The 24,021-nt window shown below is 69.3% G+C and carries 23 protein-coding genes; 11 read left to right on the top strand and 12 right to left on the bottom strand.

The window, feature by feature from the left end; translation table 11 throughout:
• Positions 1–3: 3 nt before the first annotated feature.
• On the bottom strand, positions 4–798 hold the full coding sequence (locus ACZ6CV_RS24550; RefSeq protein WP_362373466.1) for a metal-dependent hydrolase: 795 nt from the start codon (positions 796–798) through the stop codon (positions 4–6).
• A 121-nt stretch (positions 799–919) separates the two neighbouring features.
• On the opposite strand from ACZ6CV_RS24550, the gene ACZ6CV_RS24545 reads away from it, so the two are divergent.
• From ACZ6CV_RS24545 to ACZ6CV_RS24530, 4 genes are all read left to right on the top strand, one after another.
• Complete coding sequence (locus ACZ6CV_RS24545) at positions 920–3,433, top strand: DEAD/DEAH box helicase (protein WP_469252866.1); 2,514 nt, start codon at positions 920–922, stop codon at positions 3,431–3,433.
• Positions 3,434–3,479: 46 nt separating this feature from the next.
• Entirely contained in the window at positions 3,480–4,382 is a 903-nt protein-coding gene (locus tag ACZ6CV_RS24540) for an acyl-CoA thioesterase (protein ID WP_469252865.1), read from the top strand.
• Positions 4,383–4,407: 25 nt separating this feature from the next.
• On the top strand, positions 4,408–5,604 hold the full coding sequence (locus ACZ6CV_RS24535) for a winged helix DNA-binding domain-containing protein (protein ID WP_469252864.1): 1,197 nt from the start codon (positions 4,408–4,410) through the stop codon (positions 5,602–5,604).
• Positions 5,605–5,787: 183 nt separating this feature from the next.
• Positions 5,788–6,243, top strand: coding sequence for a tetratricopeptide repeat protein (locus tag ACZ6CV_RS24530; protein ID WP_469253022.1), 456 nt, complete (start codon positions 5,788–5,790; stop codon positions 6,241–6,243).
• A 35-nt stretch (positions 6,244–6,278) separates the two neighbouring features.
• On the opposite strand, the gene ACZ6CV_RS24525 is transcribed toward ACZ6CV_RS24530, so the two are convergent.
• Complete coding sequence (locus ACZ6CV_RS24525; protein WP_469252863.1) at positions 6,279–7,217, bottom strand: DUF6397 family protein; 939 nt, start codon at positions 7,215–7,217, stop codon at positions 6,279–6,281.
• A gap of 110 nt (positions 7,218–7,327) precedes the next feature.
• Positions 7,328–7,741, bottom strand: coding sequence for a roadblock/LC7 domain-containing protein (locus tag ACZ6CV_RS24520; protein WP_355809535.1), 414 nt, complete (start codon positions 7,739–7,741; stop codon positions 7,328–7,330).
• A gap of 91 nt (positions 7,742–7,832) precedes the next feature.
• Between ACZ6CV_RS24520 and ACZ6CV_RS24515 the strand changes: the two genes are divergently transcribed.
• On the top strand, positions 7,833–8,261 hold the full coding sequence (locus tag ACZ6CV_RS24515; RefSeq protein ID WP_469252862.1) for a PPOX class F420-dependent oxidoreductase: 429 nt from the start codon (positions 7,833–7,835) through the stop codon (positions 8,259–8,261).
• Between the two features lie 22 nt (positions 8,262–8,283).
• Here the strand turns inward: ACZ6CV_RS24515 and ACZ6CV_RS24510 are convergent, their stop codons facing one another.
• The 5 genes from ACZ6CV_RS24510 to ACZ6CV_RS24490 are packed head-to-tail and all read right to left on the bottom strand — an operon-like array spanning position 8,284 to position 13,333.
• Positions 8,284–8,889 carry a GTP-binding protein gene (locus ACZ6CV_RS24510; RefSeq protein WP_362373476.1) on the bottom strand — a complete coding sequence of 202 codons (606 nt, stop codon included), beginning with the start codon at positions 8,887–8,889 and terminating at the stop codon, positions 8,284–8,286.
• The gene (locus tag ACZ6CV_RS24505) at positions 8,870–9,304 is read right to left on the bottom strand and encodes a DUF742 domain-containing protein (protein WP_469252861.1); all 435 of its coding nucleotides are present in this window, start codon (positions 9,302–9,304) and stop codon (positions 8,870–8,872) included. Before ACZ6CV_RS24505 ends, ACZ6CV_RS24510 begins: the two co-directional genes overlap by 20 nt.
• 42 nt (positions 9,305–9,346) lie before the next feature.
• The gene (locus tag ACZ6CV_RS24500) at positions 9,347–9,781 is read right to left on the bottom strand and encodes a roadblock/LC7 domain-containing protein (protein ID WP_362373480.1); all 435 of its coding nucleotides are present in this window, start codon (positions 9,779–9,781) and stop codon (positions 9,347–9,349) included.
• On the bottom strand, positions 9,778–12,507 hold the full coding sequence (locus tag ACZ6CV_RS24495; protein WP_469252860.1) for a sensor histidine kinase: 2,730 nt from the start codon (positions 12,505–12,507) through the stop codon (positions 9,778–9,780). Before ACZ6CV_RS24495 ends, ACZ6CV_RS24500 begins: the two co-directional genes overlap by 4 nt.
• A 49-nt stretch (positions 12,508–12,556) precedes the next feature.
• Entirely contained in the window at positions 12,557–13,333 is a 777-nt protein-coding gene (locus tag ACZ6CV_RS24490; RefSeq protein ID WP_469252859.1) for an MHYT domain-containing protein, read from the bottom strand.
• Between the two features lie 152 nt (positions 13,334–13,485).
• Between ACZ6CV_RS24490 and ACZ6CV_RS24485 the strand changes: the two genes are divergently transcribed.
• The gene (locus ACZ6CV_RS24485) at positions 13,486–14,085 is read left to right on the top strand and encodes a class I SAM-dependent methyltransferase (RefSeq protein ID WP_469252858.1); all 600 of its coding nucleotides are present in this window, start codon (positions 13,486–13,488) and stop codon (positions 14,083–14,085) included.
• 26 nt (positions 14,086–14,111) lie between these two features.
• Here ACZ6CV_RS24485 and ACZ6CV_RS24480 read toward each other — a convergent pair whose 3' ends face one another.
• A complete protein-coding gene (locus ACZ6CV_RS24480) occupies positions 14,112–14,870 on the bottom strand; it encodes an alpha/beta fold hydrolase (protein WP_469253021.1) in 759 nt (252 codons plus the stop codon).
• Positions 14,871–15,015: 145 nt separating this feature from the next.
• Between ACZ6CV_RS24480 and ACZ6CV_RS24475 the strand changes: the two genes are divergently transcribed.
• Positions 15,016–15,549, top strand: a complete 534-nt coding sequence (locus ACZ6CV_RS24475; RefSeq protein ID WP_469252857.1) for a PadR family transcriptional regulator — start codon at positions 15,016–15,018, stop codon at positions 15,547–15,549.
• Here ACZ6CV_RS24475 and ACZ6CV_RS24470 read toward each other — a convergent pair.
• Positions 15,526–16,431 carry an oxygenase MpaB family protein gene (locus ACZ6CV_RS24470; protein WP_469252856.1) on the bottom strand — a complete coding sequence of 302 codons (906 nt, stop codon included), beginning with the start codon at positions 16,429–16,431 and terminating at the stop codon, positions 15,526–15,528. The genes ACZ6CV_RS24475 and ACZ6CV_RS24470 overlap by 24 nt on opposite strands.
• A gap of 100 nt (positions 16,432–16,531) precedes the next feature.
• Here ACZ6CV_RS24470 and ACZ6CV_RS24465 point away from each other — a divergent pair, with 100 nt between their 5' ends.
• Entirely contained in the window at positions 16,532–16,837 is a 306-nt protein-coding gene (locus tag ACZ6CV_RS24465; protein WP_469252855.1) for a hypothetical protein, read from the top strand.
• 127 nt (positions 16,838–16,964) lie between these two features.
• The gene (locus ACZ6CV_RS24460; protein WP_469252854.1) at positions 16,965–17,795 is read left to right on the top strand and encodes a hypothetical protein; all 831 of its coding nucleotides are present in this window, start codon (positions 16,965–16,967) and stop codon (positions 17,793–17,795) included.
• A gap of 49 nt (positions 17,796–17,844) precedes the next feature.
• On the opposite strand, the gene ACZ6CV_RS24455 is transcribed toward ACZ6CV_RS24460, so the two are convergent.
• Together ACZ6CV_RS24455 and ACZ6CV_RS24450 are read right to left on the bottom strand one after the other, a co-directional pair.
• Entirely contained in the window at positions 17,845–18,027 is a 183-nt protein-coding gene (locus tag ACZ6CV_RS24455) for a hypothetical protein (protein ID WP_469252853.1), read from the bottom strand.
• Between the two features lie 171 nt (positions 18,028–18,198).
• Entirely contained in the window at positions 18,199–19,251 is a 1,053-nt protein-coding gene (locus ACZ6CV_RS24450) for a fatty acid desaturase family protein (protein ID WP_469252852.1), read from the bottom strand.
• 243 nt (positions 19,252–19,494) lie between these two features.
• On the opposite strand from ACZ6CV_RS24450, the gene ACZ6CV_RS24445 reads away from it, so the two are divergent.
• A complete protein-coding gene (locus tag ACZ6CV_RS24445; protein WP_469252851.1) occupies positions 19,495–22,374 on the top strand; it encodes a DEAD/DEAH box helicase in 2,880 nt (959 codons plus the stop codon).
• A complete protein-coding gene (locus ACZ6CV_RS24440) occupies positions 22,371–23,696 on the top strand; it encodes an SWIM zinc finger family protein (protein ID WP_469252850.1) in 1,326 nt (441 codons plus the stop codon). The genes ACZ6CV_RS24445 and ACZ6CV_RS24440 overlap by 4 nt, the downstream gene beginning before the upstream one ends.
• Positions 23,697–24,021: the final 325 nt, after the last annotated feature.

The raw sequence follows: 24,021 nt of genomic DNA, 5'->3' as shown, positions 1-24,021 counted from the left end.
GGTTCAGATGAAGTTGAGTGCGGCCGCGCCGCCCACTCCCCCGAGCAGCATGAACACCGGCATGAGCACCTTGAGCTCGATCCAGCTGCCGGCCCGGAACCGCATCACTTTCGGCGGTCCGATCGGATACCAACGCTTGCGTCCGATGGGGATGGGCCACAGGATCGGGCATCCCGAGACGGTCAGCGCGTCGCCGACATCGTGCACCAGCGCACCGAGCACGATCGGAAGTCCCAGCCACAGATACTCCTGGCCGGGCGCCGTGAACAGCCAGTCCGCGCCGTTGCCGGGCTTGTCCAGGACACCGGCGAGGATCCAGGCGCTCGTCGCGGCCAGCAGCCACACCAGCACGTCGCTGCTCGAGCCGCGGGCCGCCCGCCACAGCAGGCCCTCGATGGCGAGCACCATATGGACGAAGAGAATCCCGAGGACCGCCCAGCGGCCGCCGAAGATCGCCAGGGCCGAGGCTCCGGCTCCGATCAGCACGGCCCACAGCCAGGTGTGCGTGAGCGTGCGGTGCCCGCCCGAGCGGCGGGGGTCCCCCTGCTTGCGTGTCGCTTTGTAGACCGCGTACGAGAGTTTGTCGACAATCTCGCACACGCCCCGGGAGAGCGGCCCGAAGGCTCGCGAGATGGTCGCCGACTTGTGGTCGAGATCGGGCGCGAGCGCCGCTCCCGCGCAGATCAGAGCCCCCACGAGGAGGACCGGCCAGGGCATCGTGTGCCCCGCGGCCGCCGCAGCGGCGCCGACCCCCAGCCAGGCTGCCGCCCCCGACAGCGAGTGTGCCGGTCCCATCATTGCTGTTGCCCGCCCCATTTCCATTGTTCTGACGCCCCGTTGGCGACACAGCGTAGCGTTCGTGATCTTCGTGGGGCCCTCCGGTTCCCTCATCGGGTGAGAAGGAAGGCAAGATGGGGGTGTGACCCTTATCGATCAGCTGCCGCCGGATGCCGACCCCGATGCCCTCTTTGAAGCCTTCTCGTCGTGGGCCGAGGACCAGGGCATCACTCTCTACCCGGCCCAGGAGGAGGCGCTGATCGAGGTGGTCTCCGGGGCGAACGTGATCTTGTCCACGCCGACCGGCTCCGGCAAGAGCCTGGTCGCCGCGGGCGCCCACTTCACTGCCCTCGCCCAGGACAAGGTCACCTTCTACACAGCACCGATCAAGGCTCTGGTGTCGGAGAAGTTCTTCGATCTGTGCAAGCTCTTCGGCACGGAGAACGTCGGCATGCTGACCGGTGACGCGTCGGTCAACGCCGACGCCCCCGTCATCTGCTGCACGGCCGAGGTCCTCGCCTCCATCGCGCTGCGGGACGGCAAGCACGCCGACATCGGCCAGGTCGTGATGGACGAGTTCCACTTCTACGCCGAGCCGGACCGTGGCTGGGCGTGGCAGATTCCGCTGCTCGAACTTCCGCAGACGCAGTTCATCCTCATGTCGGCCACGCTCGGCGACGTCAGCATGTTCGAAAAGGATCTGACGCGCCGCACCGGCCGCCCGACCTCGGTCGTCCGTTCCGCCACCCGGCCCGTTCCGCTGTCCTACGAGTACCGCCTGACGCCCATCACCGAGACGCTCACCGAGCTCCTCGAGACCAAGCAGGCGCCGGTCTACATCGTGCACTTCACCCAGGCCCAGGCGGTCGAGCGGGCGCAGTCGCTGATGAGCATCAACATGTGCACGCGCGAGGAGAAGGACAAGATCGCCGACCTGATCGGCAACTTCCGCTTCACCACCAAGTTCGGCCGCAACCTCTCGCGCTACGTGCGCCACGGTATCGGCGTGCACCACGCCGGCATGCTGCCCAAGTACCGCCGCCTGGTGGAGAAGCTCGCGCAGGCGGGGCTGCTCAAGGTCATCTGCGGCACGGACACCCTGGGCGTCGGCGTCAACGTCCCGATCCGCACAGTGCTCTTCACGGCCCTCACCAAGTACGACGGCAGCCGCGTCCGCACCCTGCGCGCCCGGGAGTTCCATCAGATCGCCGGACGCGCCGGCCGTGCGGGCTTCGACACGGCGGGCCTTGTGGTCGCCCAGGCGCCCGAACACGTCATCGAGAACGAGAAGGCGCTCGCCAAAGCAGGTGACGACGCCAAGAAGCGCCGCAAGGTGGTCCGCAAGAAGGCACCCGAAGGGTTCGTCGCCTGGTCGGAGAGCACCTTCGAGAAGCTCATCGCCTCCGACCCCGAGCCGCTGACCTCCCGCTTCCGGGTCACGCACACCATGCTGCTGTCCGTCATCGCCCGGCCCGGCAACGCCTTCGAAGCGATGCGTCACCTCCTCGAGGACAACCACGAGCCGCGCAAGCAGCAGCTGCGGCACATCCGCAGGGCCATCGCGATCTACCGCTCGCTGCTCGCCGGCGGCGTCGTCGAGAAGCTCGACGAACCGGACGCCACCGGCCGCATCGTGCGTCTGACGGTCGACCTCCAGCAGGACTTCGCCCTGAACCAGCCGCTGTCGACCTTCGCCCTCGCCGCCTTCGAGGTCCTCGACCCCGAGTCGCCCTCGTACGCCCTGGACATGGTGTCCGTCGTCGAGTCCACCCTCGACGACCCGCGTCAGATCCTCGCGGCCCAGCAGAACAAGGCCCGCGGCGAGGCCGTGGCGCTCATGAAGGCGGACGGTGTCGAGTACGAGGAGCGGATGGAGCGGCTCCAGGACATCACGTACCCGAAGCCTCTGGAGGAGCTCCTCTTCCACGCCTACAACACGTACCGCACCAGCCACCCGTGGGTGGGCGACCATCCGCTGTCCCCGAAGTCCGTCATCCGGGACATGTACGAACGGGCGCTGACCTTCACGGAATTCACGTCCTTCTACGAGCTCGCCCGCACCGAGGGCATCGTGCTGCGCTACCTCGCGAGCGCGTACAAGGCGCTGGAGCACACCATCCCGGACGATCTGAAGTCCGAGGACCTGGAGGATCTGATCGCCTGGCTCGGCGAGCTGGTGCGCCAGGTCGACTCCAGCCTCCTCGACGAATGGGAGCAGCTGGCCAACCCCGAGGTCATGACGGCCGAGGAGGCCCAGGAGAAGGCCGACCAGGTCAAGCCGGTCACGGCCAACGCTCGCGCCTTCCGTGTCCTGGTGCGCAACGCCATGTTCCGCAGGGTCGAGCTGGCCGCCCTCGACCACGTCGAGGAGCTGGGCGAGCTGGACGCCGACGCCGGCTGGGACGCGGACGCCTGGGGCGAAGCCATGGACAAGTACTGGGACGAGTACGAGGATCTCGGCACCGGTCCCGACGCCCGCGGCCCCAAGCTGTTGCTCATCGAGGAGGATCCCGAGCACGGTCTGTGGCGCGTCCGCCAGACGTTCGCCGACCCGAACGGCGACCATGACTGGGGCATCAGCGCGGAGGTCGACCTCGCGGCTTCCGACGAGGAGGGCCGTGCCATCGTCCGGATCACGGACGTCGGCCAGCTCTGACCACCCCCAAGATCCACGCACCCCGGACAGGAGTCGAAGAACGGTCATGAACAACCCCGCCGACCGGCTGGTCGACCTGCTGGACCTGGAGCAGATCGAGGTCAACATCTTCCGGGGCCGCAGTCCGAACGAGTCCCTGCAGCGTGTCTTCGGCGGCCAGGTCGCCGGGCAGGCCCTGGTGGCGGCCGGCCGCACCACCGAAGGCGACCGGCCGGTGCACTCGCTCCACGCGTACTTCCTGCGTCCGGGCCGCCCCGGCGTCCCCATCGTGTACCAGGTCGAACGAGTCCGGGACGGGCGCTCCTTCACCACGCGCCGCGTCACTGCGGTCCAGCAGGGTCGCACGATCTTCAATCTCACCGCCTCCTTCCATCAGCCCGAACAGGGCGCCTTCGAACACCAACTTCCGCCGCGATTGACGGCCCCCGACCCGGAGTCGCTGCCCACGGTCGCGGAGGAGATCAGGGAGCACCTCGGCGCCCTTCCCGAGCAACTGGAACGCATGGCCCGGCGCCAGCCCTTCGACATCCGCTACGTGGACCGGCTGCGCTGGACCCCCGAGGAGATCAAGGACGCCGAGCCGCGCAGTGCCGTGTGGATGCGCGCCGTCGGCCCGCTGGGCGACGACCCCCTCGTGCACACGTGCGCGCTCACGTATGCGAGCGACATGACGCTCCTTGACGCCGTCCGCATCCCGGTGGAGCCGCTCTGGGGGCCGCGCGGGTTCGACATGGCCTCCCTCGACCACGCCATGTGGTTCCACCGCCCCTTCCGTGCCGACGAGTGGTTCCTCTACGACCAGGAGTCCCCCATCATCACGGGGGGCCGCGGTCTCGCTCGCGGCCGGATCTATGACACCGAGGGCCGCATGTTGGTGTCGGTCGTGCAGGAAGGGCTGTTCCGTCCGTACGGGGAGCGTCACATGGACAGTCCGACGGCGGGCGCGTGATCCACGAGAAGGACGGGCAGGGGGCGTGGTGCGACGCATCGATGTGGCGGAACGGCGGGCACGACTGGCGCTGCGGCACCGGCTGACGACGAGCACCAAGTCGGACGACCCCGTCGAGGTTGCGCGTTCCCTGCTGGCCCTGCACGGCACGGATCCGTCGTCCGTATATGTGGGCGCCTGGGCGCGCATGCGGAACGGCGACGTGGCGGACGTGCAGCGCGCCCTGTACGAGGATCGGTCGCTGATCCGGCTGCTGGGAATGCGGCGCACCGTTTTCGTGACCTCTCTGGACGTGGCTCCGGTGCTGCAGGCCGCCTGTTCGCGGGCGGTCGCCGCGCGGGAGCGCCGTCTCGTCCTGCGCATGCTCACCGAGTCCGGGGTCGCCGACGACGAGGCGGGTGTGAAGGCATGGCTGGCAGAAGCCGAAGGGGCGGCCCTGCGAGCCCTTGAGGAACGAGGTGAGGCGACGGCGGCTGAACTCGCCGTCGACGACCCCCGGTTGAGCACGGAACTCGTCATGGCTCGCGGCAAGAGTTACGAGGGACGACAGAAGCTGGCCAGTCGGCTTCTTCTGTTGCTCGCTGCTGAGGGGCACGTGGTTCGGGGCAGGCCACGCGGCACGTGGACCTCCCATCAGTACCGATGGGCGCCTCTGTCGGACTGGTTGCCCGGTGGCCTCGCCGACTGGGACACGCAGAAGGCCGAAACTGAGCTCGCCCGGCGCTGGCTGCGGGCGTTCGGCCCGGCCACCGCGGACGACCTGCGCTGGTGGACCGGGTGGACCAAGACTCAGACCAAGCGGGCGCTGACCGAACTGCGTCCCGTTGAGGTCGACTTGGCGGGAACAGCCGGACTGCTGCTCCCGGACGACATCGAGGAGACTCCCCCTCCCGAGCCCTGGGCCGCCCTGCTGCCCGCACTCGACTCCTCTCCGATGGGCTGGCAGCACCGCGGCTGGTTCCTCGGGGAGCACGGCCCGCGTCTCTTCGACAGGAACGGCAATATCGGCCCCTCTCTGTGGTGGAACGGACGCATCGTCGGTGGCTGGGCGCAGGACGGCAACGGCGACGTCGTGTGCAGGTTCCTGGAGGACGTCGGTGCCGACGCCAGGGGTGCGGTGCAGACTGAGGCCGAGCGGCTCACCTCGCGCCTGGCCGGCGTACGGCTCACGCCACGCACCCGTGGACGCACATGGCTCGAGGACGAACTGGCCTCCGGGTGACGGCCACGGAATGCGCCGACTCTGATAACCCATGAGCATGCATACCCTCCGTTCGGCATAGTGAGTGATCGACGACGTGGTCGGGCCTGACTGACGGCGCGACGAGTGGGCTGCGAAGGGGACGGGAACGTGCGCACGAATCTTGACGGGGACAGAGATCGCCTGCTGGCGGAAGCAGTGCGAATGCGCGAGGCGGGCCGAGGCGAGGAGGCCAAGGAGCGCCTCGTCGCGCTCTCGGCGGCGCTCCCCCACGACGCGGAGGTGGCGTACCAGACGGCTTGGGTTCACGACACGCTCGGCCTCGAAGCCGAGGCAGTGCCCCACTACGAGCGCGCCCTCAATCAGCCCGGTCTGTCGGCCACCGATCGCAGAGGAGCTCTCCTGGGCCTCGGCAGCACGTACCGGATTTTGGGGCGTTACGAAGAAGCCGTCGCCACACTGGGAGGCGCGGCAGCCGAATTCCCCGAGGACAACGCGCTCAAGACGTTCCTGGCCATGGCCTTGTACAACACCGGCCGGACGCACGACGCGATGGAGATGCTGCTGAGGCTGCTGGCCGCCACGAGCAGCGATCCGGAGATCACTGGCTACCGTCCCGCCATCGAGGAGTACGCCAAAGACCTGGACGCAACGATGTAAGGACGGGTCGCTCCCGCGCGATGCGGCCCTGCGCCTCAGGCCCTTCTACGACGCAGCCACCTCATCAAGCCTCCCGGTTCCTGCGGAGGTGTGCCGCCCGGAGGGACCGTGTCGTCCTCCCCCATCGGATCGGCTTTCGCAGCGGGCAGGGTCGGCTCGGGTGCGACCCACTGCTGTCCGGGCCTCGGTGCCGGCCGCTGGGCTCGGGCCTGGACGAGACCGATCAGCAGGCTGGAACGCAGCCATCGGATCTCGTCGGGGTCGTCCGCGGTCATGATCTTCTGCAGAAGCTGCGAACCGGGCGAGTCAGGTGATCCGTGCGTACGCGGTGTGGGCTTGAGCCGGTTGAGGTAGGCGCGTTCGTAGGGGTCCTTGACGATCTCCGCGATCTGTACCGGGTCGAGCAGTGACGTCATGGCGGCGGCGCGCTCCCAGGCGTCGTCGGCCTGGCGCAGCAGAAACCCTGCGTACCGCCCCCGCCAGTTGCGGGCCCGAAGGTCTTGGCCCTCGTCGAGCCGACGGCGCATCGACTCCGGCAGGCGTCCCGTGAGCAAGGTGCGGTTGACCTCGGACTCGGCGAAATGTCGCAGCTCTTCGGCGAGATAGAGCCAGACGACCGCGCGGTACCGATTCAGGTAGACCTTGACGGGCGTCACGACGCCCAGGCGGGCGAGGCGAGTGAGACGGGCCGGGGCGATCTCCATGAGGGCCGCGCCCTCCGTGGTCCCCACGGCCCTGACACTCTCCCTCAGGGACTCAGGAAATCCTTCCGCCCCACGGACGCGCTCGATCTCCTCGCGGCTGACCCGCCGCTGACCGCTCGACACTTCCCCGATGGTGCGGACGCGCCCCAGCATCACCGCCAGATCGAACTCGCCCCGTTTCAACTCCAGTTCCCTGGCGGCCCGGCTTGGTGTGACGGTCGGCGGAAGGGCCGTGGTGTGGACGGATTGCGTGATGGTGCCACCGGTCATGGTGGTTCTCCCCCGTGAGATGTGGTTGCTTTCGGGAAAAACCGTAGCCCGATCACCGCGATCCTCGCTGAGCCTGTGGATAACTCTTGATAGGACGCTGTCAGCGCAGGTCAGAGGTCGACCGTGGGCGTGCGTTCCGGTTGCCGGGCGCCTACTCCCAGGTGTTCGCCGACCCGGTTCACGAGCAACGTCATCTCGTAGGCGACCTGGCCGATGTCGGCCTCTGCCGAGCTCAGGACGCACAGGCAACTTCCGTCCCCCGCCGCCGTGACGAAGAGGACCGCGTCATCGAACTCGATCATCGTCTGACGCACGTTCCCGGCATGAAAGTGCCGCCCCGAGCCCTTGGCCAGGCTGTGCAGCCCCGATGCGACCGCGGCCAGATGTTCGGCGTCCTCCCGTTGCAGATCCGTGCTGGCGGCGGTGACCAGTCCGTCGTTGGACAGCACGAGCGCGTGGCGTACGTGTTCCATTCGTTGCGTCAGGTCGTCCAAGAGCCAGCCGAGCCCCGTTCCCTGCCCCATGTTTCGTCTCCCCGTGTCCGCTCCCCCTGGCTGGAGGATCTGACCTGCCAGCCTTCCCCACGACCGAGGCTCGGGCAAGCATGATGGGGACATGGCACAGAAGATGACCGAGGACGAATGGCGGGCCTTCGTCTCGCATGGCACACGAACCGCCAAGCTCTCGACCGTGAGGGCGGACGGCAGCCCGCACGTCGCGCCGATCTGGTTTCTGGTCGACGGTGACGAAGTGGTGTTCAACACGGGAAGGGGAACCGTCAAAGGCCGCAACCTCGCCCGGGACGGGCGCGCGGCCCTGTGCGTCGACGACGACCAACCGCCGTTCTCCTACGTCATCCTGCAGGGCCGCGTCGAAGTGAGCGAGGACCTCGACGACCTCCAGCACTGGGCGGCCCGCATCGGTGCTCGTTACATGGGTGAGAGTCGGGCGGAGGAGTTCGGGAAGCGCAACGGCGTCCCCGGGGAGCTGTTGGTCCGCATGCGGATCGAGAAGGTGTCGGGGTACACCGGCATCGCTGACTGACACCGCGTCCGACTCGCCGGAATCAGCCCACGGAGTCGAGCATGCGGGCGGTGTGGACCCGCCCGGCGTACTCGACGAGCCGAATCAGCACCTCCTTCCCCGAATCGCGGTCCCGGGCGTCGCACAGCACCACCGGCGTTCCGCGGTCCAGGTCCAAGGCGCGCGACACGTCACTCGCGCCGAACGTACGGGTGTTGGCGAAGCAGTTGACGGCCACGACGAACGGGATACGCCGGTGTTCGAAGTAGTCCACGGCAGGGAAGCAGTCCTCGAGGCGCCGGGTGTCCGCGAGCACCACGGCGCCGAGAGCCCCCTGTGACAACTCGTCCCACAGGAACCAGAACCGGTCCTGCCCCGGTGTGCCGAACAGGTACAGCGACAGCCCGGACCTGATGGTGATGCGGCCGAAGTCCATGGCCACGGTCGTCGTGGTCTTCCGGCCGACGCCTTCGGTGTCGTCCACCGACTGGCCCGCCTCGCTCAGCAGTTCCTCGGTGCGCAGCGGACGAATCTCGCTGACCGCCCCCACCAGGGTGGTCTTGCCCACCCCGAAGCCACCCGCGACCAGAATCTTCAGCGCCATGGCGGCGGTCTCGGCCGCCATGGCGTCAGAGCGCTCGGAGCCCATCGATCACCTCTCGGAGAATCTTTTCGTCGGGAAGCCGAGCGGGCGGCACCGGTCGACTGATCTTGACGCCGCCCATCTCCAGCAGGTCACCGAGGAGCACTCTGACCACGCCCACGGGCAGATCGGCTCCGGCGGCCAGCTCGGCGACGGACTGCGTCTCCGTGCGGCACAGTTCGATCAGCGCTCGGTGTTCCGGGCCGAGCGCGGAGCGGTCACCAGGCCCCGGCGCGTTGGTGTCCAGCGTCACCAAGGCGATCAGGTCGAAGCGGACACCGCGCGGTCCCGGCCTGGTGCGGCCGCCCGTCATCGCGTAGGGCCGGACCAGCGGCCCGGCTTCGTTGTCGTACCACTGGCTGCCCGGCGGGCCGGGGAGATTTCCCGGTGCGTCCGGGAAGCTGCTCAAGTCCTCGGTCATGCGCTTCGACCGTCCTCGGTCAGGGGTTCTGGCTGCCCGCGGTCATCCGGCGGCCGGGGGCTGTTCCGCGAAGCGCGCGGGGGTGTCGAGGTGCTCTCCCACGCGCTTGACCATGCGCGCCATCTCGTACGCGACGAGTCCGATGTCGGCCGTCACGGACGTGAGAACCGCGAGGCAGGAGCCGTCCCCGGCGGCAGCCACGAAGAGGAAGGCGTCGTCCATTTCGACCATGGTCTGGCGCACACCGCCGGCCCTGAAGTGCCGCCCCGCCCCCTTGGCGAGACTGTGGAAGCCCGAGGCCACCGCGGCGAGGTGTTCGGCGTCCTCGCGGCCGAGCCCGGTGGAAGCGCCGACCGGCAGTCCGTCGTTGGACAGCACCACCGCGTGCCGCACCTCGCCGACGCGCAGCACCAAGTCGTCCAGCAGCCAGTCGAGTTCTCCGGTTCTACCGGCGGGAATGCTCTGGTCGCGGATCATGCGGGGTCTCCTTTGCTGCTGTCTCTGCCCGGTACTGACCCCGAGCCTGCCGGGGGCGTGCCGCCGGTGCCGGGGAGCGGGCCGCCCCCGCGTGCCCAGCCTTCGCGGTAGGCGGTCATGCGGTCGCGTACCAGCTCCGGGCTGCGTTCGTCCTGCCGCCTCGGTCCAGCCGCGCCCACTTGGTCCGCGGGGCGGTGCTCGCGCAGTTGAGGGGCGAGGCTCGCCTGCCGGACGCGGCGGGGAAGTTTGGCCGAGGCGTCCTGGTCGACCGGGGTGTTCTGGGCGGCCGGGGCTCCTCTTGTGTCCGTGGTTGCCTGCGCGTCGGCGCCCGCGACATCCAGTGCGTCGGCGGCACTGGGACGGTCGTCGTGGACGCCGAGACCCGGAGCTCCGGTGTCGTGGAGAGGGCGGGGGCCGGGGCCGGGCAGGCCTGCCGACATACCGGGGTGCGTGTCCCGGCCATGGTGCAGGCGCAGGGTGACGCCCGACTGTGAGGGTGTTTCCGTCGATGCCGCCAGCGCGCGGCGCGACGCGGAAGCCGGCACCGAGTTGGCGTGTGCACGGTGGTGCGCTGTGTCCTGCACGCGCGCGTGCTCCTCGGGCCGGCGACCGCCAGGGTGCGGTTCCGTCCCCTGCGTGTCCATACCTTCCGCCGGCCCGCTGTGCAGGAGCGCGGTGGGCAGCAGTACGACCGCGGTGGTCCCGCCGTAGGGGGACGTGCGCAGGTGCACTTTGATGCTGTGGTGGGCCGCGAGCCTGCTGACCACGAAGAGACCGAGTTGGTCGCTGTCGAACAGATCGAGCGCTTCCGACTGCTCGACGCGACGGTTGGCTTCGGCGAGCGTCTCCTTGCCCATGCCCAGTCCACGGTCCTCGATTTCCAGCGCGTAACCGTTTCCCACCGGTTCACCGCTGACCCGCACCTTGGTGTGCGGCGGAGAGAACTGCGCGGCGTTCTCGACCAGTTCGGCCACGAGGTGGGTGAGGTCGGCCACGGCTGTTCCGACGACCGAGGCTGCCGGGAGTTGCCGTACCTCCACGCGCGCGTAGTCCTCGACTTCGGACACCGCGGCGCGCACCACGTTCGTGAGGGATACGGGCAGACGCCAGGCCCGCCCGGGGGCGGCACCGGAGAGGATGATCAGGCTTTCCGCATGCCGTCTCATCCGGGTCGTCAGATGGTCGAGCCGGAAGAGGTCACTGAGCTCGTTCGGGTCCTCCGCCCGCCGTTCCATGCTGTCGAGAAGGCTGAGCTGCCGGTGGACCAGCACCTGGGTCCTGCGAGCCAGGTTGACGAACACTCCGGAGATGCCGCTGGCGAGTTCCGCGCGGTCGATCGCCGCACGCAGCGCCGCCCGGTGGACCGTGTCGAGCGCTTCGGAGACCTGCCCGGTCTCGTCCTCCGCTGGTGGTCCGGAGGGCGCCTCCGCGCGGATGTCGATTTCCTCACCGGCTCGCAGCCTCCGCATGGCGTGCGGCAGCTTGCGACGGGCGATCTCCAGGGCGCCGTTGCGCAGGCTGACGAGCTCTACCACGAGCCCTCGGCCGATGCGGACAGAGATGATCAGTGACGCGGCGACGGCGACCAGTCCGAGAAGAACCGCGGCTCCCGCCGGCGTGAGCACCCCGTGGGTGAGCGGATCGGCGCGGTCAGCGGCGCTGCGGTCGGCTCCTTCCTTGATCGCGTGGAGTCCGTCCCTGACGTCCTTGTACGCCTTGTCCCAGGCGCCCGAGGGAGCCGCGGCAAGGGCCTTGCGGCCGGGCTCGGCCAGCAACACCTTGTCCTCGGCGGTGCGCACGACTTCGTAGGCTCGACCGCTCTCGAGGCCGTGCCAGGCGGACTGCTCGGGTCCACGCAGATCCGGGACCGCCGATTCCGTCAGGGTCCGGCGGGTGTCGACGGCTCCGGTGAACAGCCTGAGCCGCTCGCCTTGCAGCGTTCCGTCCAGCCGGGCCGCGGCGAGCAGGGCGTCCTCGCGGGCCAGCATCTCCCCTGCCCTGGAGAATTCGAGTAGCACGCGCGCGTGGGACCCACGCGCGGTGTCCTGCATGCCGGTGAGCGCACCGCTCACCGCGAACCCCTGAGAGATCGTCTTCGTGTACTGGCCGTACGCCGAGTCCCATCCCGTGCGGCGGTCCAGCACGTGCGTACGCAAGGAGCGCAGGCCCGCGGCACCGGAAACGAAGGTCCTGAGCCGGGCTGCGACACCTTCGGGCAGTCCCGCTCCGTCGGCGACCGTCCGATGGCCGCCCAGGCGCAACGCGCCCACCGCACGGTCGGTCCGCCTGGCCTGCGTCTGCACTGCGCCACGCCGCTCGGCACTGGGCTCGGCCGCATAGCGCACTGCGGCGACCCGTTCGGCCTGGAGGGCGTCGACAGCCGCCTCGACGGGCGTGCGCACGTAGGTGTCGGCCTGCTGCACTTGTCGCAGATGCGCCACGTCCTGCGCCGTGCTGACGGTCGCGTATCCCCACAGGGCGAGCAGTGATACCACGGGCACCATCAGCAGACACACGATCTTCGCGCGCACGGTGCGTGGGCGAACGCGCCACCACCCCGCGCGTCCAGGAGGCCTGGTGGCAGGAGAAGCGCTGAACGTGCCTTCTCCGTCTGCGTGCTCGTCGGCGGGTGCACCTGCGTGGGCCCTGCGGCCGCGCGCCGAGCGTTCCGGAGGATCCGGTGCTGTACCTGTGAACGATTCGGTGGTGCTTCGGGGAGTGTCCATGGCCTCCTCGCCGGGGGTGGGTGCGGTCGTGTCGCCCTACGGCTCCTGGTCACGGGGTGGCGGCGTCCTCGACCGGCCGCTGTGCCGACACGGAGGCCTCGCGTTCGCCCGAGGTCGGGGACAGTGCGACGAAGGCCGAGGTCAGGAAGAGGTAGGACCCGAGGCCGACGGTGAGGGGGAAGATGAACTGCATCGTCGTTGCCCCGGGCAGGGCGGCTTCGGAGGGGGCCACCCGTACGCTCACCGCGAGCATGCCGGTGTAGTGCATGCTGCTCACCGCCCCGCCCATGACAAGCGACGCTCCGGCCACGGCGAGCGGCGACCGGATGTTGAGACCGGCCCACAGGGCTGCGGTCGCGGCGACGACAGCGATGACTACGGAGAGCCCGACGAGCACCGGGTCGTACCGCACCTCGCCATGGAGTCGCAGCGCGGCCATACCCAGGTAGTGCATGCTCGCGACGCCCAGCCCTGTGGTGAGGCCGCCAAGGGCCAGGGCGCGTCCGCGGTCCCGTCCGTATCCGACGGCGAAGACACCGGTGCCCACGACCACCATCGCCACCACAAGGCTCAGGATGGTGAGAGGCACGTTGTAGTGGATCTCCGTTCCGGTGACTCCGAAGCCGAGCATGGCGACGAAGTGCATCGTCCAGATGCCCGTTCCGATGGCGGAGGCACCGGTGATGAGCCAGTTCCTGCGCGAGCGGCCCGTGGCGCCCAGCGCACGAACGGTGCAGCGCAGCCCGAGGGCGGCGCCGATGCAAGCCATCGCGTACGACAGCACGGGGGTCAGCCAGCCGAAGGTGGCGTGGTCCAGGTGTCCCATGGCCTCGGGACGCTAGCCCGGCACGGGGCGCATGAGGGGGGCGCATTTCGAAAGCTGATGGAATATGACAGAGAGACGGCTCTGAACGACCGCGTCACGCTCGAACGAGTGCGCCCAACGCACGTGCGACTCCGTGCGGGATCATGGCTCGTATGAGCCACGACCACACGAAGGTCCAAGAGTTCTTCACCGCCCGCGCGGCCGACTGGGACACCCGCTTCCCCGACGACGGGCCCGCCTACCGGGCCGCCGTCGCCGAGCTCGCGCTCCGCCCGGGTTCGTCCGTGCTCGACGCCGGATGCGGGACGGGACGGGCGCTGCCGGCGCTCAGAGAGGCCGTAGGGCCCTCGGGCATGGTTCTCGGCGCCGATCTGACGCCGGCCATGCTGGAGGCCGCCACGCGCGCGGGCAGGCATCACGACGGGCATCTGCTGCTCGCCGACGTTGCACGCCTGCCCCTGCGCGCCCGTACGCTCGACGCGGTTTTCGGCGCCGGGCTGATCAGCCACCTGTCCAACCCGGAGGACAACCTCCGGGAGTTGCGGCGGGTGGTTCGCCCGGGAGGGCTGCTCGCTCTCTTCCACCCCATCGGCAGGGCGGCACTCGCGGCACGGCAAGGGCGGCAGATCACACCCGACGACCCCCGGGCGGAGGCCAACCTCGGCCCGCTGCTGGCCGGTTCAGGCTGGCTCATGACGTCCTACGTCGACGAGGACGACCGCTTTCTGGCCATGGCAACCCGCGAGGGCTGAGCCGACCGAGCTCCGACCATTGTCGGTCAGAGGCGCCCGGCGACCACGCCGGCGAACGCTTCCGCGTCGTCGAACATGACGTTGTGCCCCGCATCCGGCACGGTCACCACCCGCACGCCGGATGCCGTCAGCTCACTCTCCCCGGCGAGCTCACCGCTCAGTTCTCCCTGCACGTAGACACGTTCGGTGGTGAGCCCCAGCAGCATCCGACGCATCGTGGGATGCGTGCCCGCGACGAGACCGGTGGCGCTGCGATGGAGCGCCAGCGGGTCCGTGAGACGCATGGTGGCGCTCCACTCCGTGCCGACCTGCTCCAGCACGCGTGCGAAGCCGCCGCCCCTGACGAACTCCTCCTCGGTATATGTGGCGATGCCGCTGCTGCCCGCTGTCGCAGGAGGGTGCGGGTCGAGGTTGGCCTCCGTCAGGACCAACCGCGACACCAGGTCGGGGCGACGGTGCGCGAGCACGATGGCCACAGCCCCGCCCATGCTGTGGGCCACGACCTCCACGCCGGTCCGCCGAGCCTGATCAAGGACGGAGGCCAGCGCTCCGGCATGGTCCTCCAGTGTGTAGCCGAAGTCCGCCGGACGGTCGCTGAGGCCGTGCCCGGGGAGGTCCACGAACAGCGAACGCCGTCCCGCCAGTTCGGGCCGTGCGGCGATATGCGCGTGATAGGCAGTGGAATTCGCGCCGAGGCCGTGGACGTATACCCGGGCAGGTTCGGCGCCCTCCACCTCGGTCCACCGCACGCGACTTCCCCGCGCATCGAACCGCACCTCGCGCATCGTCATCTCTCCGCTCCCCTTGTCGCCCCGCAGGGTGTCGCCTGCTGGTCTGCTCGCGTTGCCGGTACGCAGACAATACATCGGCCCCGATGTATTGCGCAGCAGAGGTACGCCCGCGACGTAGTCGGTACGGCAGAATGCAGGCATGCTTGAACTGGCCATCCTCGGATTTCTCTATGACACCGCCCTGCACGGCTACGAGTTGCGCAAGCGCATCACCGCGCTCACCGGGCACGTCAGGCCGGTCGCCGAAAGCACGCTCTACCCCGCCATCAAGCGCCTGGAGAAGGCCGGCCTGCTCGCCCGCGAGACGCAGCCCGGCGCCGTGGCAGCGCCACGCCACGTCCTGACCCTGACGTCCGACGGCAAGCGGGAACTGCGCAGGCGACTCGCGGAGCCGGCGCGCGGCGACATCTCCGACGAGAACCGCTGGTTCACGCTCCTCGCCTTCCTCCGTCATTTGGACGACGAGGGAGCTCAGGCCGCGGTGCTGCGGCGCCGGCTCGCCTTCCTGGAGGAGCCCGCCAGCTTCTTCTACGACGGCGAGCGCCCTCTGTCAGCCGAAGAGCTCGACGACCCATTCCGGCGCGGCATCCTCACGATCGCCCGCGCGACGAGCCGAGCCGAACTCACCTGGCTGCGCGACACGCTGGCATCACTCGAGGGGAGCGGCGGTTGAGTCACCCTGGTGCGGGGCCGGGCATCCACGAATGACCGCCACGGGGAACGATCCGAGCTCGGCGACCTCGTACCCGTGGGGATAGCCCTTGATCTCCCGATTCTGTCGGGCGTAGTGCGGCTTACGGCGCGGCGGCATCAGGCGCACCGCGCGGCCTCTCATCCGCACGGCCCGCCTCACCAGGGAACGAGTGACCGCGCCCGGCCGTTCGTACCTGAATGCCCGCAGGAGCGGGCCGTCGAGCAGCGCGAGGGTCACGTTCCGCAGCATGGGGGCCAGGGGGCGCGGATACCACGACGCCATCAGGTCCAGCGTCGCGTCCGACACCTCGCGCGCCCCTTGGTCCCAGCCGAAGTTGGCGTCTTCGTAGTCGTCGAGGCACTTCTCGAACTCCTCGTAGGAGCGCGGGATGTCCTTGATGCCCAGGTGCCGGCCGAGCGTGCGGTAGTACGCAGCCGCGGCGGCCGCCTCGTGTCGGGAGAGCCTGCGCCAGCCGTAGGCATCGATCCACCGTTTCGGCACCACCACGAAGGTGCACAGCACGTACCGCATGTCGTCGTTGCTGATGTCGTAGCTGCGGTGCATCTGATTGATCCGGCGGATGGCCGTGCGGCCGCGTTCACCGGTGAAACCGTGCTCCACGATGGCGTCCAGGAGGAGCGCGGTGTCGTCGTATCTCTTCTGCGTACGTTCCGTCAGTTCGGCGGTCTGCGCGAGCAGTCGACCGATGCTGGGAACCGCGTAGGTGCGGTAGAGCGCGAGTTCGAGTGCGCGTGTGTAGTCCCACGGAAATTCGAATGTCGTGGTGAGCCGGTAGATCGCGAGGAAGTCCTGCTCCGGATCGAGGCGCCGGATCTGCTCGAGCCGCGCGAAACGCTTCAACGCATGCTCTCCCTTCTGCAGCGGAGCCCCTAACTCTACGTTGGGAGCCGACAACTGAGCGGTCTACGGTGGCAGCCATACCCGGGGGAAGGTGGACCGCATGTTCGATGCACTCCGCAAGTTCTGGGGCACCGACAAGTCGGCGCGGCGCGAAGCCCAGCGCGCGCAAGGTCAGGGCAGCCCGAAGCGAACACACAACCTCTTCGAAGCAGCTGCCGTCTATGTGTCGGCGTGCGCTGAGGACGATCAGGACGAGATGGACGAAGCCGCCGGCTGGGTCTCACCGGAGGCGTTGTCGTTCGGCGTCAGCGAGCTCGCCTGTCGGGCCGTGATTGCTCTCGCACGCGAACGCGACGAGTCGCCGCGCGACGTGGCCCGTTCTCTCCTGGGACTGCCCGCCGCTTGAGACCACGACGCGCATCGGCACCTCGAACAAGGCGGTCCGCCGCTGAAATTCCTGGTCACCCACCTCTCGACGATCTCTGTGGCCAATGGTTAGGGTGCGCCGACAGATGAACGATGGGGAGGCTGGCATGGCCGGGACGGACGACGCTGTCGCCGCCGAGGACGACGCGCTGTACGTGCTGACTGCGGTGCTGTTGACACCCGCGAAGTTCCCCAGCGTGTTGGGCGACGACTATCCGGAGGCATGCGCGGCGCTCGGTCTCGCGCCGCTCGCCGCGGGGTACGGACTGGTGCTCGGCCAGGACAGGGACGGCGCCCGTTGGACGGTTGTGGTGGATGACGTCTCCCTTGTGGCCGTGGCGATCGCTTCTTGGGACTGTGGCATGGAGTACGACCTGTCCCCCGACGAGCGCACCGTGGTCACCGCGCTGCCGGGCTGGCCGCTCGCCGTCGCCGTGGCAGCCCCCGGCGTGCCGGCCCCGCACGACCCCGAGCCCGGGCCCGACTCGGAGGAGAGTGTCCGACCGCCGCTCGCACCACCGGCATCGGACACATGGGGCCCAGCTCAGCGGCGGCTCGGAGCGGACGAGATAGCGCTGCAGTGGGCCGTCTGGCGTGCCCAGATCGATGACGCCGATTTCGCGACGGACGCCCCCGCGGCCGTCTCCTCGGACCGCGTAGAGGAGGAGCCCCTGGCCGGTGTACGTCGGGTCCTGGCGGAGGCCCGCGCGTACGTGGACACTCCCCCACCGATGGGCCGGGTGCGGTCGTCCTTCGCCTCGGGTGACGCTCGCACCGTGCGAGCCGACGGTCCGGGCTGGTCCATGGTGGCCAGGACCGATGACATCGCGTTCGTCCTGCTGGACGAGGAACCGGGAGAGGTACTGCCGGTGGGTCGTGGACCAGCGCTCCCCGCTCTCCTGGAGGCTCTGGACAAGATGGCGGTCCGCCCCTCCTGAGGGGGGACGTTGATCAACCACGTGCCGCATCGGTACGGCACACCTCGTCTCAGCGGCCTATCTCCCTGCGGGAGGTCCGGCGCAGCCTGCGTCGCTGACTGGGATCGAGGGTCAGATACGCCGCCGCAGGGACGCCGAGCACGATCAGAAGTGCGGCCCACCATGGCAGCCAGATCAACAGGATGATGCCGGCCGCCACACCACCTGCGGCGATCTTCGCGCTTTTCGACATGTTCATCGCCTCCTTCACGGCTTCTGCCGCTCTCTGTCTTGGGAACGGAACCCGGCGCCCTACGGTTCCTGGGCTCGACCCTGATAGAGCCCTGAGACTCACCCCTACTGGGCTGGAACACCGGTCCGAACCACGGGTCCGGCCCCGCCCCACCGGTCACCCACTCCGGCCCTACTCGACCCGGAGCGGCTCGCCGACCTCGTACATGTGGCGCAACACCTGGCGATAGGAGTCCACGAACCCTGCCTCCGTGTAGGACATGCCTACCTCGGCGCAATGGGCCCGTACGAGAGGCTGCGCCAGCCGGAGGTGCGGACGCGGCATGCTGGGAAACAGGTGGTGCTCGATCTGATAGTTGAGGCCACCGAGGAACCAGTCGGTTGCCGGACCGCCACGAATGTTCCGGGAGGTGAGCACCTGGCGTCGCAGGTGCCCCCACCGCTCGCCGTTCGGGTCGGGCATCTCCATGCCCTTGTGGTTGGGCGCGAAGGCCAGTCCGAGGTGCAGCCCGAAGAGGGCCTGGTGGATCGCGGCGAAGGCGATGGCATGACCGACGGGCATGGCAAGGAGGAGCAGCGAGACGTAGCCGGCGAGGTGAGCGACGAGCAGAAGCCCTTCCACCCTGCGCTCGCGCTGCCCCTGCCGACGCAGGTCCTGAAAGCCGTAGATCTTCATCGCGATGCCCTGGAGAAGCGTCAACGGGAAGAAGAGCCAGGCCTGGTTGCGGGTGAGCCAGCGCCTAAAGCCCACGCGGACCTTGGCCTGCTTGCTGGTCCACACGAGGACGTCGGCGGCGACATCAGGGTCCTTCTCGATGTGGTTGGGGTTGGCGTGGTGCCGGTTGTGCTTGTCGTTCCACCAGGCCGAGCTCATCCCGAGCAGGAGGTTGCCGTGCACCAGACCGATGGCCCGGCTGACGGACCGGTTTCCGGATATCTGGGAGTGGCCCGCGTCGTGGCCGATGAACGCCGTGCGGGCGCACAGGACGGACAGCACGGGGGCGAGCAACAGCACCCACCACGAGGTCCCGATGAGGAACATCCCGGTACCGACGGCGACCAGCGCGAGGGCATTGACCGCGATCGTGCGCGCGTACCAACCAATGCGTCGGTTCAGGAGCCCCCTCTCCTTGACCGTGCGCAGGAGGGGCGCGAAGTCGCTTCCGGGGGCCGGTCCTCCGAGGGCAACTGGGGAGCGTTCCGCGACTGCGGCAGCCTGGGGCATGGTGGGTCTCCGGTGCTCGTGAGTGGCTTGACCTCATAGAACGTACGGATCGGTGACCCAGGGCGGCCATGGCGGCACCACCCGTGTGCGGTCGGGGGTCAGCACCGCTCGACAGGGGGGCTGGCTACACCCTCCGCGAGAAGTGACCTGAATCACTCGGCTCTCACTCCCCCACTGCCTTTTCGTGCTGTACTCTCGGCCGCTCCGGTGTCAGTAGTCAAATTTGAGGAATGCGTCATCGCTGTGCACAGGCCCCCTGTCGTGTCCCCCTCCGAGATCTCCGAACTGTCCCGCTGTTCCGTGCTCTTCGTGCCGTGCGACCCTCCACGCACCGGCCGCGTGGCTTTCTGGTGCGCCGACGGCACCCAGCCTCCGGCCGTCACCTCCGGCACCTACGAGGAGCTGGCCCTCGCCGTGCCGCGTGACGACGGCGTCGAGCTGGCCGACATTCCCGCCGTACTGCTTCCTGTACGTGCCGCGCTGCCCGTACTCACGCGCGCGCGTGCCGCCACGGCGACGCACCCGACCGGTGCCTTCTGGGGCACGGCAGGCGTGCTGGCACTGCAGTTGGCGGCTCGGGGGCTACTGCTGCCGGGGCTGACCGCCGATGACCATGACGCGTGGCGTGCCGGGCCGCTGGGTACCGAGGACGTGCAACGGCTGCGCGATCTGGCCGCCGCGATGCCGCCGGCCGCTCATGCCCTGCCGTTGGACCACGGCGATCCGTTGCGACTGCCCGAACCGGAGCGCCTGCTGCGCCAGTTCCTCGACGCCGTGGCCGACACGCTCCCTCGCTCCCCCGCGGCGCCTCTGGCAGCGGGTGGGCCCGTCTTCGCCGCGCCGGAGCCCCAGGACATCCCCGAACAGCGCGCCTGGGCCCTGGACGTGGCGGCCGGGCATGACGCCGGTGTCCGGATCTCGCTGCGGCTGGAGATCCCCGGACTCACCTCGGTGGTCGAGGACGGCACCCGGCTGCCCTTCCGCGCGGTCCTGCAGGTGCACAGTGTCAGCGACCCCTCCTTCGTCGCGGACGCGGCGGAAGTGTGGGCGGAGACCACGCTCTCGGAGCGGGCGTTCGGGCCGCGCGCGCGGATGGACGTCCTGCTCGCGCTCCGTCGTGCCACGCGCGCGTGGCCGCCGCTTGCCCCGTTGCTCTCCGCCTCGGTTCCCGATGCCGTAGAGCTGGCCGATGAGGATGTCAGCTCCCTCCTGGGCGAAGGTGCCCGCATGTTGGCCGTCGCGGGCGTCGACGTGCACTGGCCCAAGGAGTTGGCTCGCAGCCTCACCGCTCGTGCGGTCGTCGGTCCTCCCGACGAAGACGGCGACGGTCACCACAAGGGGCCCGACAAACTCGCATCGGATACGCCGTCCTTCCTGTCGGCCGACGCGCTTCTCGCCTTCAACTGGCGTTTCGCGGTGGGAGACCAGCAGCTCACCCGCGCGGAACTGGAGCAGTTGGCCGAGGCCAACCGTCCCTTGGTGCGCCTGCGTGATCAGTGGGTCCTCATCGACCCTGATGAGGCCCGCCGCGTCCGCGACCGGCATGATCACAAGGTCACTCCCATCGATGCGCTCAGCGCCGCGCTGACCGGCACGGCGGAGGTCGGGGGAGAACGCGTCGACGTGCAGCCGACAGGCTGGCTCGCCGCCCTCCGTGAGCGCCTCGCGGACCCCGAGGGCATGGAGCCCGTCGGCCAACCCGAAGCACTCGCCGCCTCCTTGCGCGACTACCAGTTGCGCGGGCTGAACTGGCTGGCGCGCATGACCTCGCTCGGCCTCGGCGCCTGCCTCGCGGACGACATGGGCCTCGGCAAGACGATCACGTTGATCGCGCTGCATCTGCACCGTCAGACACAGCCGGAGACAGCGGGGCCCACACTGGTGGTCTGCCCGACGTCGCTCATGGGCAATTGGCAGCGCGAGATCGAGAGATTCGCTCCCGGCACCCCCGTCCGTCGCTTCCATGGTGCCCGGCGCAGCCTCGACGGCCTGGAGGAGGGCGAGTTCGTGCTGACGACGTACGGCACGATGCGACTCGACACGGAGAAGCTCGGACAGGCCTCCTGGGGCATGGTCGTCGCCGACGAGGCCCAGCACGTGAAGAACCCGTACTCGGCCACCGCGAAGCAGCTCAGGACCATCCCCGCACGCGCGCGCGTGGCGCTGACCGGCACTCCGGTGGAGAACAACCTCTCCGAGCTGTGGGCCATCCTCGACTGGACCACACCTGGCCTCCTGGGCAGGCTCAGCACCTTCCGTACGCGCTACGCCCAGGCCGTGGAGGGCGGCACCGATCCCGGCGCCGCCGAACGGCTCGGGCAGCTCGTGCGTCCGTTCCTGCTGCGCCGCCGCAAGTCCGATCCGGGCATCGCGCCCGAGCTGCCACCGAAGACGGAGACCGACCGCGCGGTCTCGCTCAGCACGGAGCAAGCGGGCCTCTACGAAGCCGTGGTGCGGGAAACGCTCGCGGAAATCGCCGGTGCCGACGGCATCGCCCGCAGGGGGTTGATCGTCAAACTCCTCACGGGGCTCAAGCAGATCTGCAACCACCCCGCGCAGTACCTCAAGGAGGACGAGCCTCGCATCCTTGGGCGTTCGGGAAAGCTGGAACTCCTGGACGAGTTGCTGGACACGATCCTCGCCGAGGGCGCGAGTGTGCTCGTCTTCACCCAGTACGTGCAGATGGCTCGGCTGATCGAGCGGCATCTGGCGACCCGCGGCATCGCCTCGCAGTTCCTGCACGGTGGTACGCCTGTCGCGGCGCGGGAGGCCATGGTGCAGCGCTTCCAGGACGGTGACGTACCGGTCTTCCTGCTGTCGCTGAAGGCGGCGGGAACAGGCCTGAACCTCACCCGGGCCGAGCACGTCGTGCACTACGACCGCTGGTGGAACCCCGCCGTCGAGGCCCAGGCCACCGACAGGGCGTACCGCATCGGGCAGACGCAGCCGGTGCAAGTGCACCGGCTGATCGCGGAAGGCACGATCGAGGACCGCATCGCCGACATGCTGCTGCGCAAACGGGAGTTGGCGGACGCCGTCCTCGGTTCCGGCGAGTCCGCTCTGACCGAGTTGACCGACGCCGAGTTGTCGAATCTGGTGGAGCTGCGAGGGGGCACGCGATGAGTGAGATCCACGACGAGGTGTTCGGTGCCGGGGACGACCGTCCGCACACGGGGACGCAGCCCGAAGAGCGCACGTTCGCGCCGCTGCCACCGGCGCACGGCCGTGGCTTCGCGCAGAGTTGGTGGGGTCAGGCCTGGATGAAGGCGCTCGAGGACACGGCGCTCGACCTCCAGCAGCTCAAGGTGGGGCGCAGGCTCGCGCGCGCGGGCGCCGTGGGGGCGGTCTCGGTGCGGCCGGGCCGGATCACCGCAATCGTCAAAGATCGCGACGGCACCCCGCACCGTTCCGATGTCCTGCTGCAGGAACTGAGCCCGGAGGCGTGGGACCGCTTCCTGGGCATGACGGTCGAACGATCCGGGCACATCGCGGCGCTCCTCGACCGCGAGATGCCGCCGCATCTGGTGGAGGACTCCGCGGCGGCAGGTGTCGAACTCCTGCCGGGCATCGGCGACCTGGAGCCCGAGTGCGACTGCGACGCGTGGGATCACTGCGGACACACGACCGCGCTCTGTTACCAGGTGGCTCGCCTGCTCGACGAGGACCCTTTCGTCCTGCTGCTGATGCGGGGACGTGGGGAGCGGGCGCTCCTCGACGAACTGCAGGTGCGGAGCGTCAGTACGGCGGCTGGGTCGCAGGAACTCCAGGAAGAGGCCCAGGAGGCCGCTCCAGAGGGCGTCAGCGCCGCGGAGGCCTATGCGGACGGTGGCATCCTCCCGCCGCTCCCGGCACTGCCTCAGCTGCCCACGGAGCCGGGTACGCCCCCGACGCTGGACACGGAGACCGAGCCCGCGTCCGGTCTCGACGTGACGGCGATCGAGTTCCTGGCCGCGCGAGCGGCCGCCGAGGCCCACAGGATGCTGGCGGAGGCGCTCGCTCCCGGCCACGCAGACCTGCCGGTCGAGGACGAGTTGACCGACAGCGAGGACGCCGTGCGCCTGGCCGCCGGACAGCCTCTCGCTGCGGTCGAGGCGCGGCTCGCGGCGGTATCGGAGCGAGGTCAGGACGGTCTCGCTCTCGCCGTGCGGGCCTGGAGATACGGGGGCCGCGCCGCGCTCTACATACTCGAATCAGAGTGGACGCCGAAGGACGAGACATTGGCACGCGCGCGTGCCGCCCTGGACGCCGCGTGGGACGACGAGGAGCGGCCTCGCCTGCACGCGGCGAACAACCGCTGGACCGTGGCCGGCACCGATGTGCAGCTACGCCATGGGCGCGACGGTCGGTGGTGGCCGTACCGCAGGGAACACGGCCGGTGGGCGCCGGTCGGGTCGGCGGCCCCTGACCCCGCGACGGCGCTGGCAGTGGCTACTGGAGCCGAGTAACGAGGACACCGCACGCGGCGCCCACCGGGCAATGCAGGCGCGAATGGTGGCAGATGGCCGAAACACGCGCGGCGCCCACCGGCGTGTTCTCGGTTGCGGTCCGTGCGCCGGGAACACCGACGCACGCGCTCCCTCCGGTCAGCGATTGAGCGCGCCCATCCCATCGGCGAGCGTGGATCCCGTCGGATCAGGGAGGTCTGACCGCAAGGGCCCACCAAGGCCCTCTCAGTGGGGATCGGGCATGGCAGCTCCGTCAGCGTGACCTATATGAAGGGGGTTTGTTCCGGGCACCGCGTCCCTCGGATGCTGATCGGCCCGATGATTG

It is taken from the genome of Streptomyces sp. NPDC041713, assembly GCF_055591085.1.
This window is presented reverse-complemented; position numbering and strand designations above follow the sequence as displayed.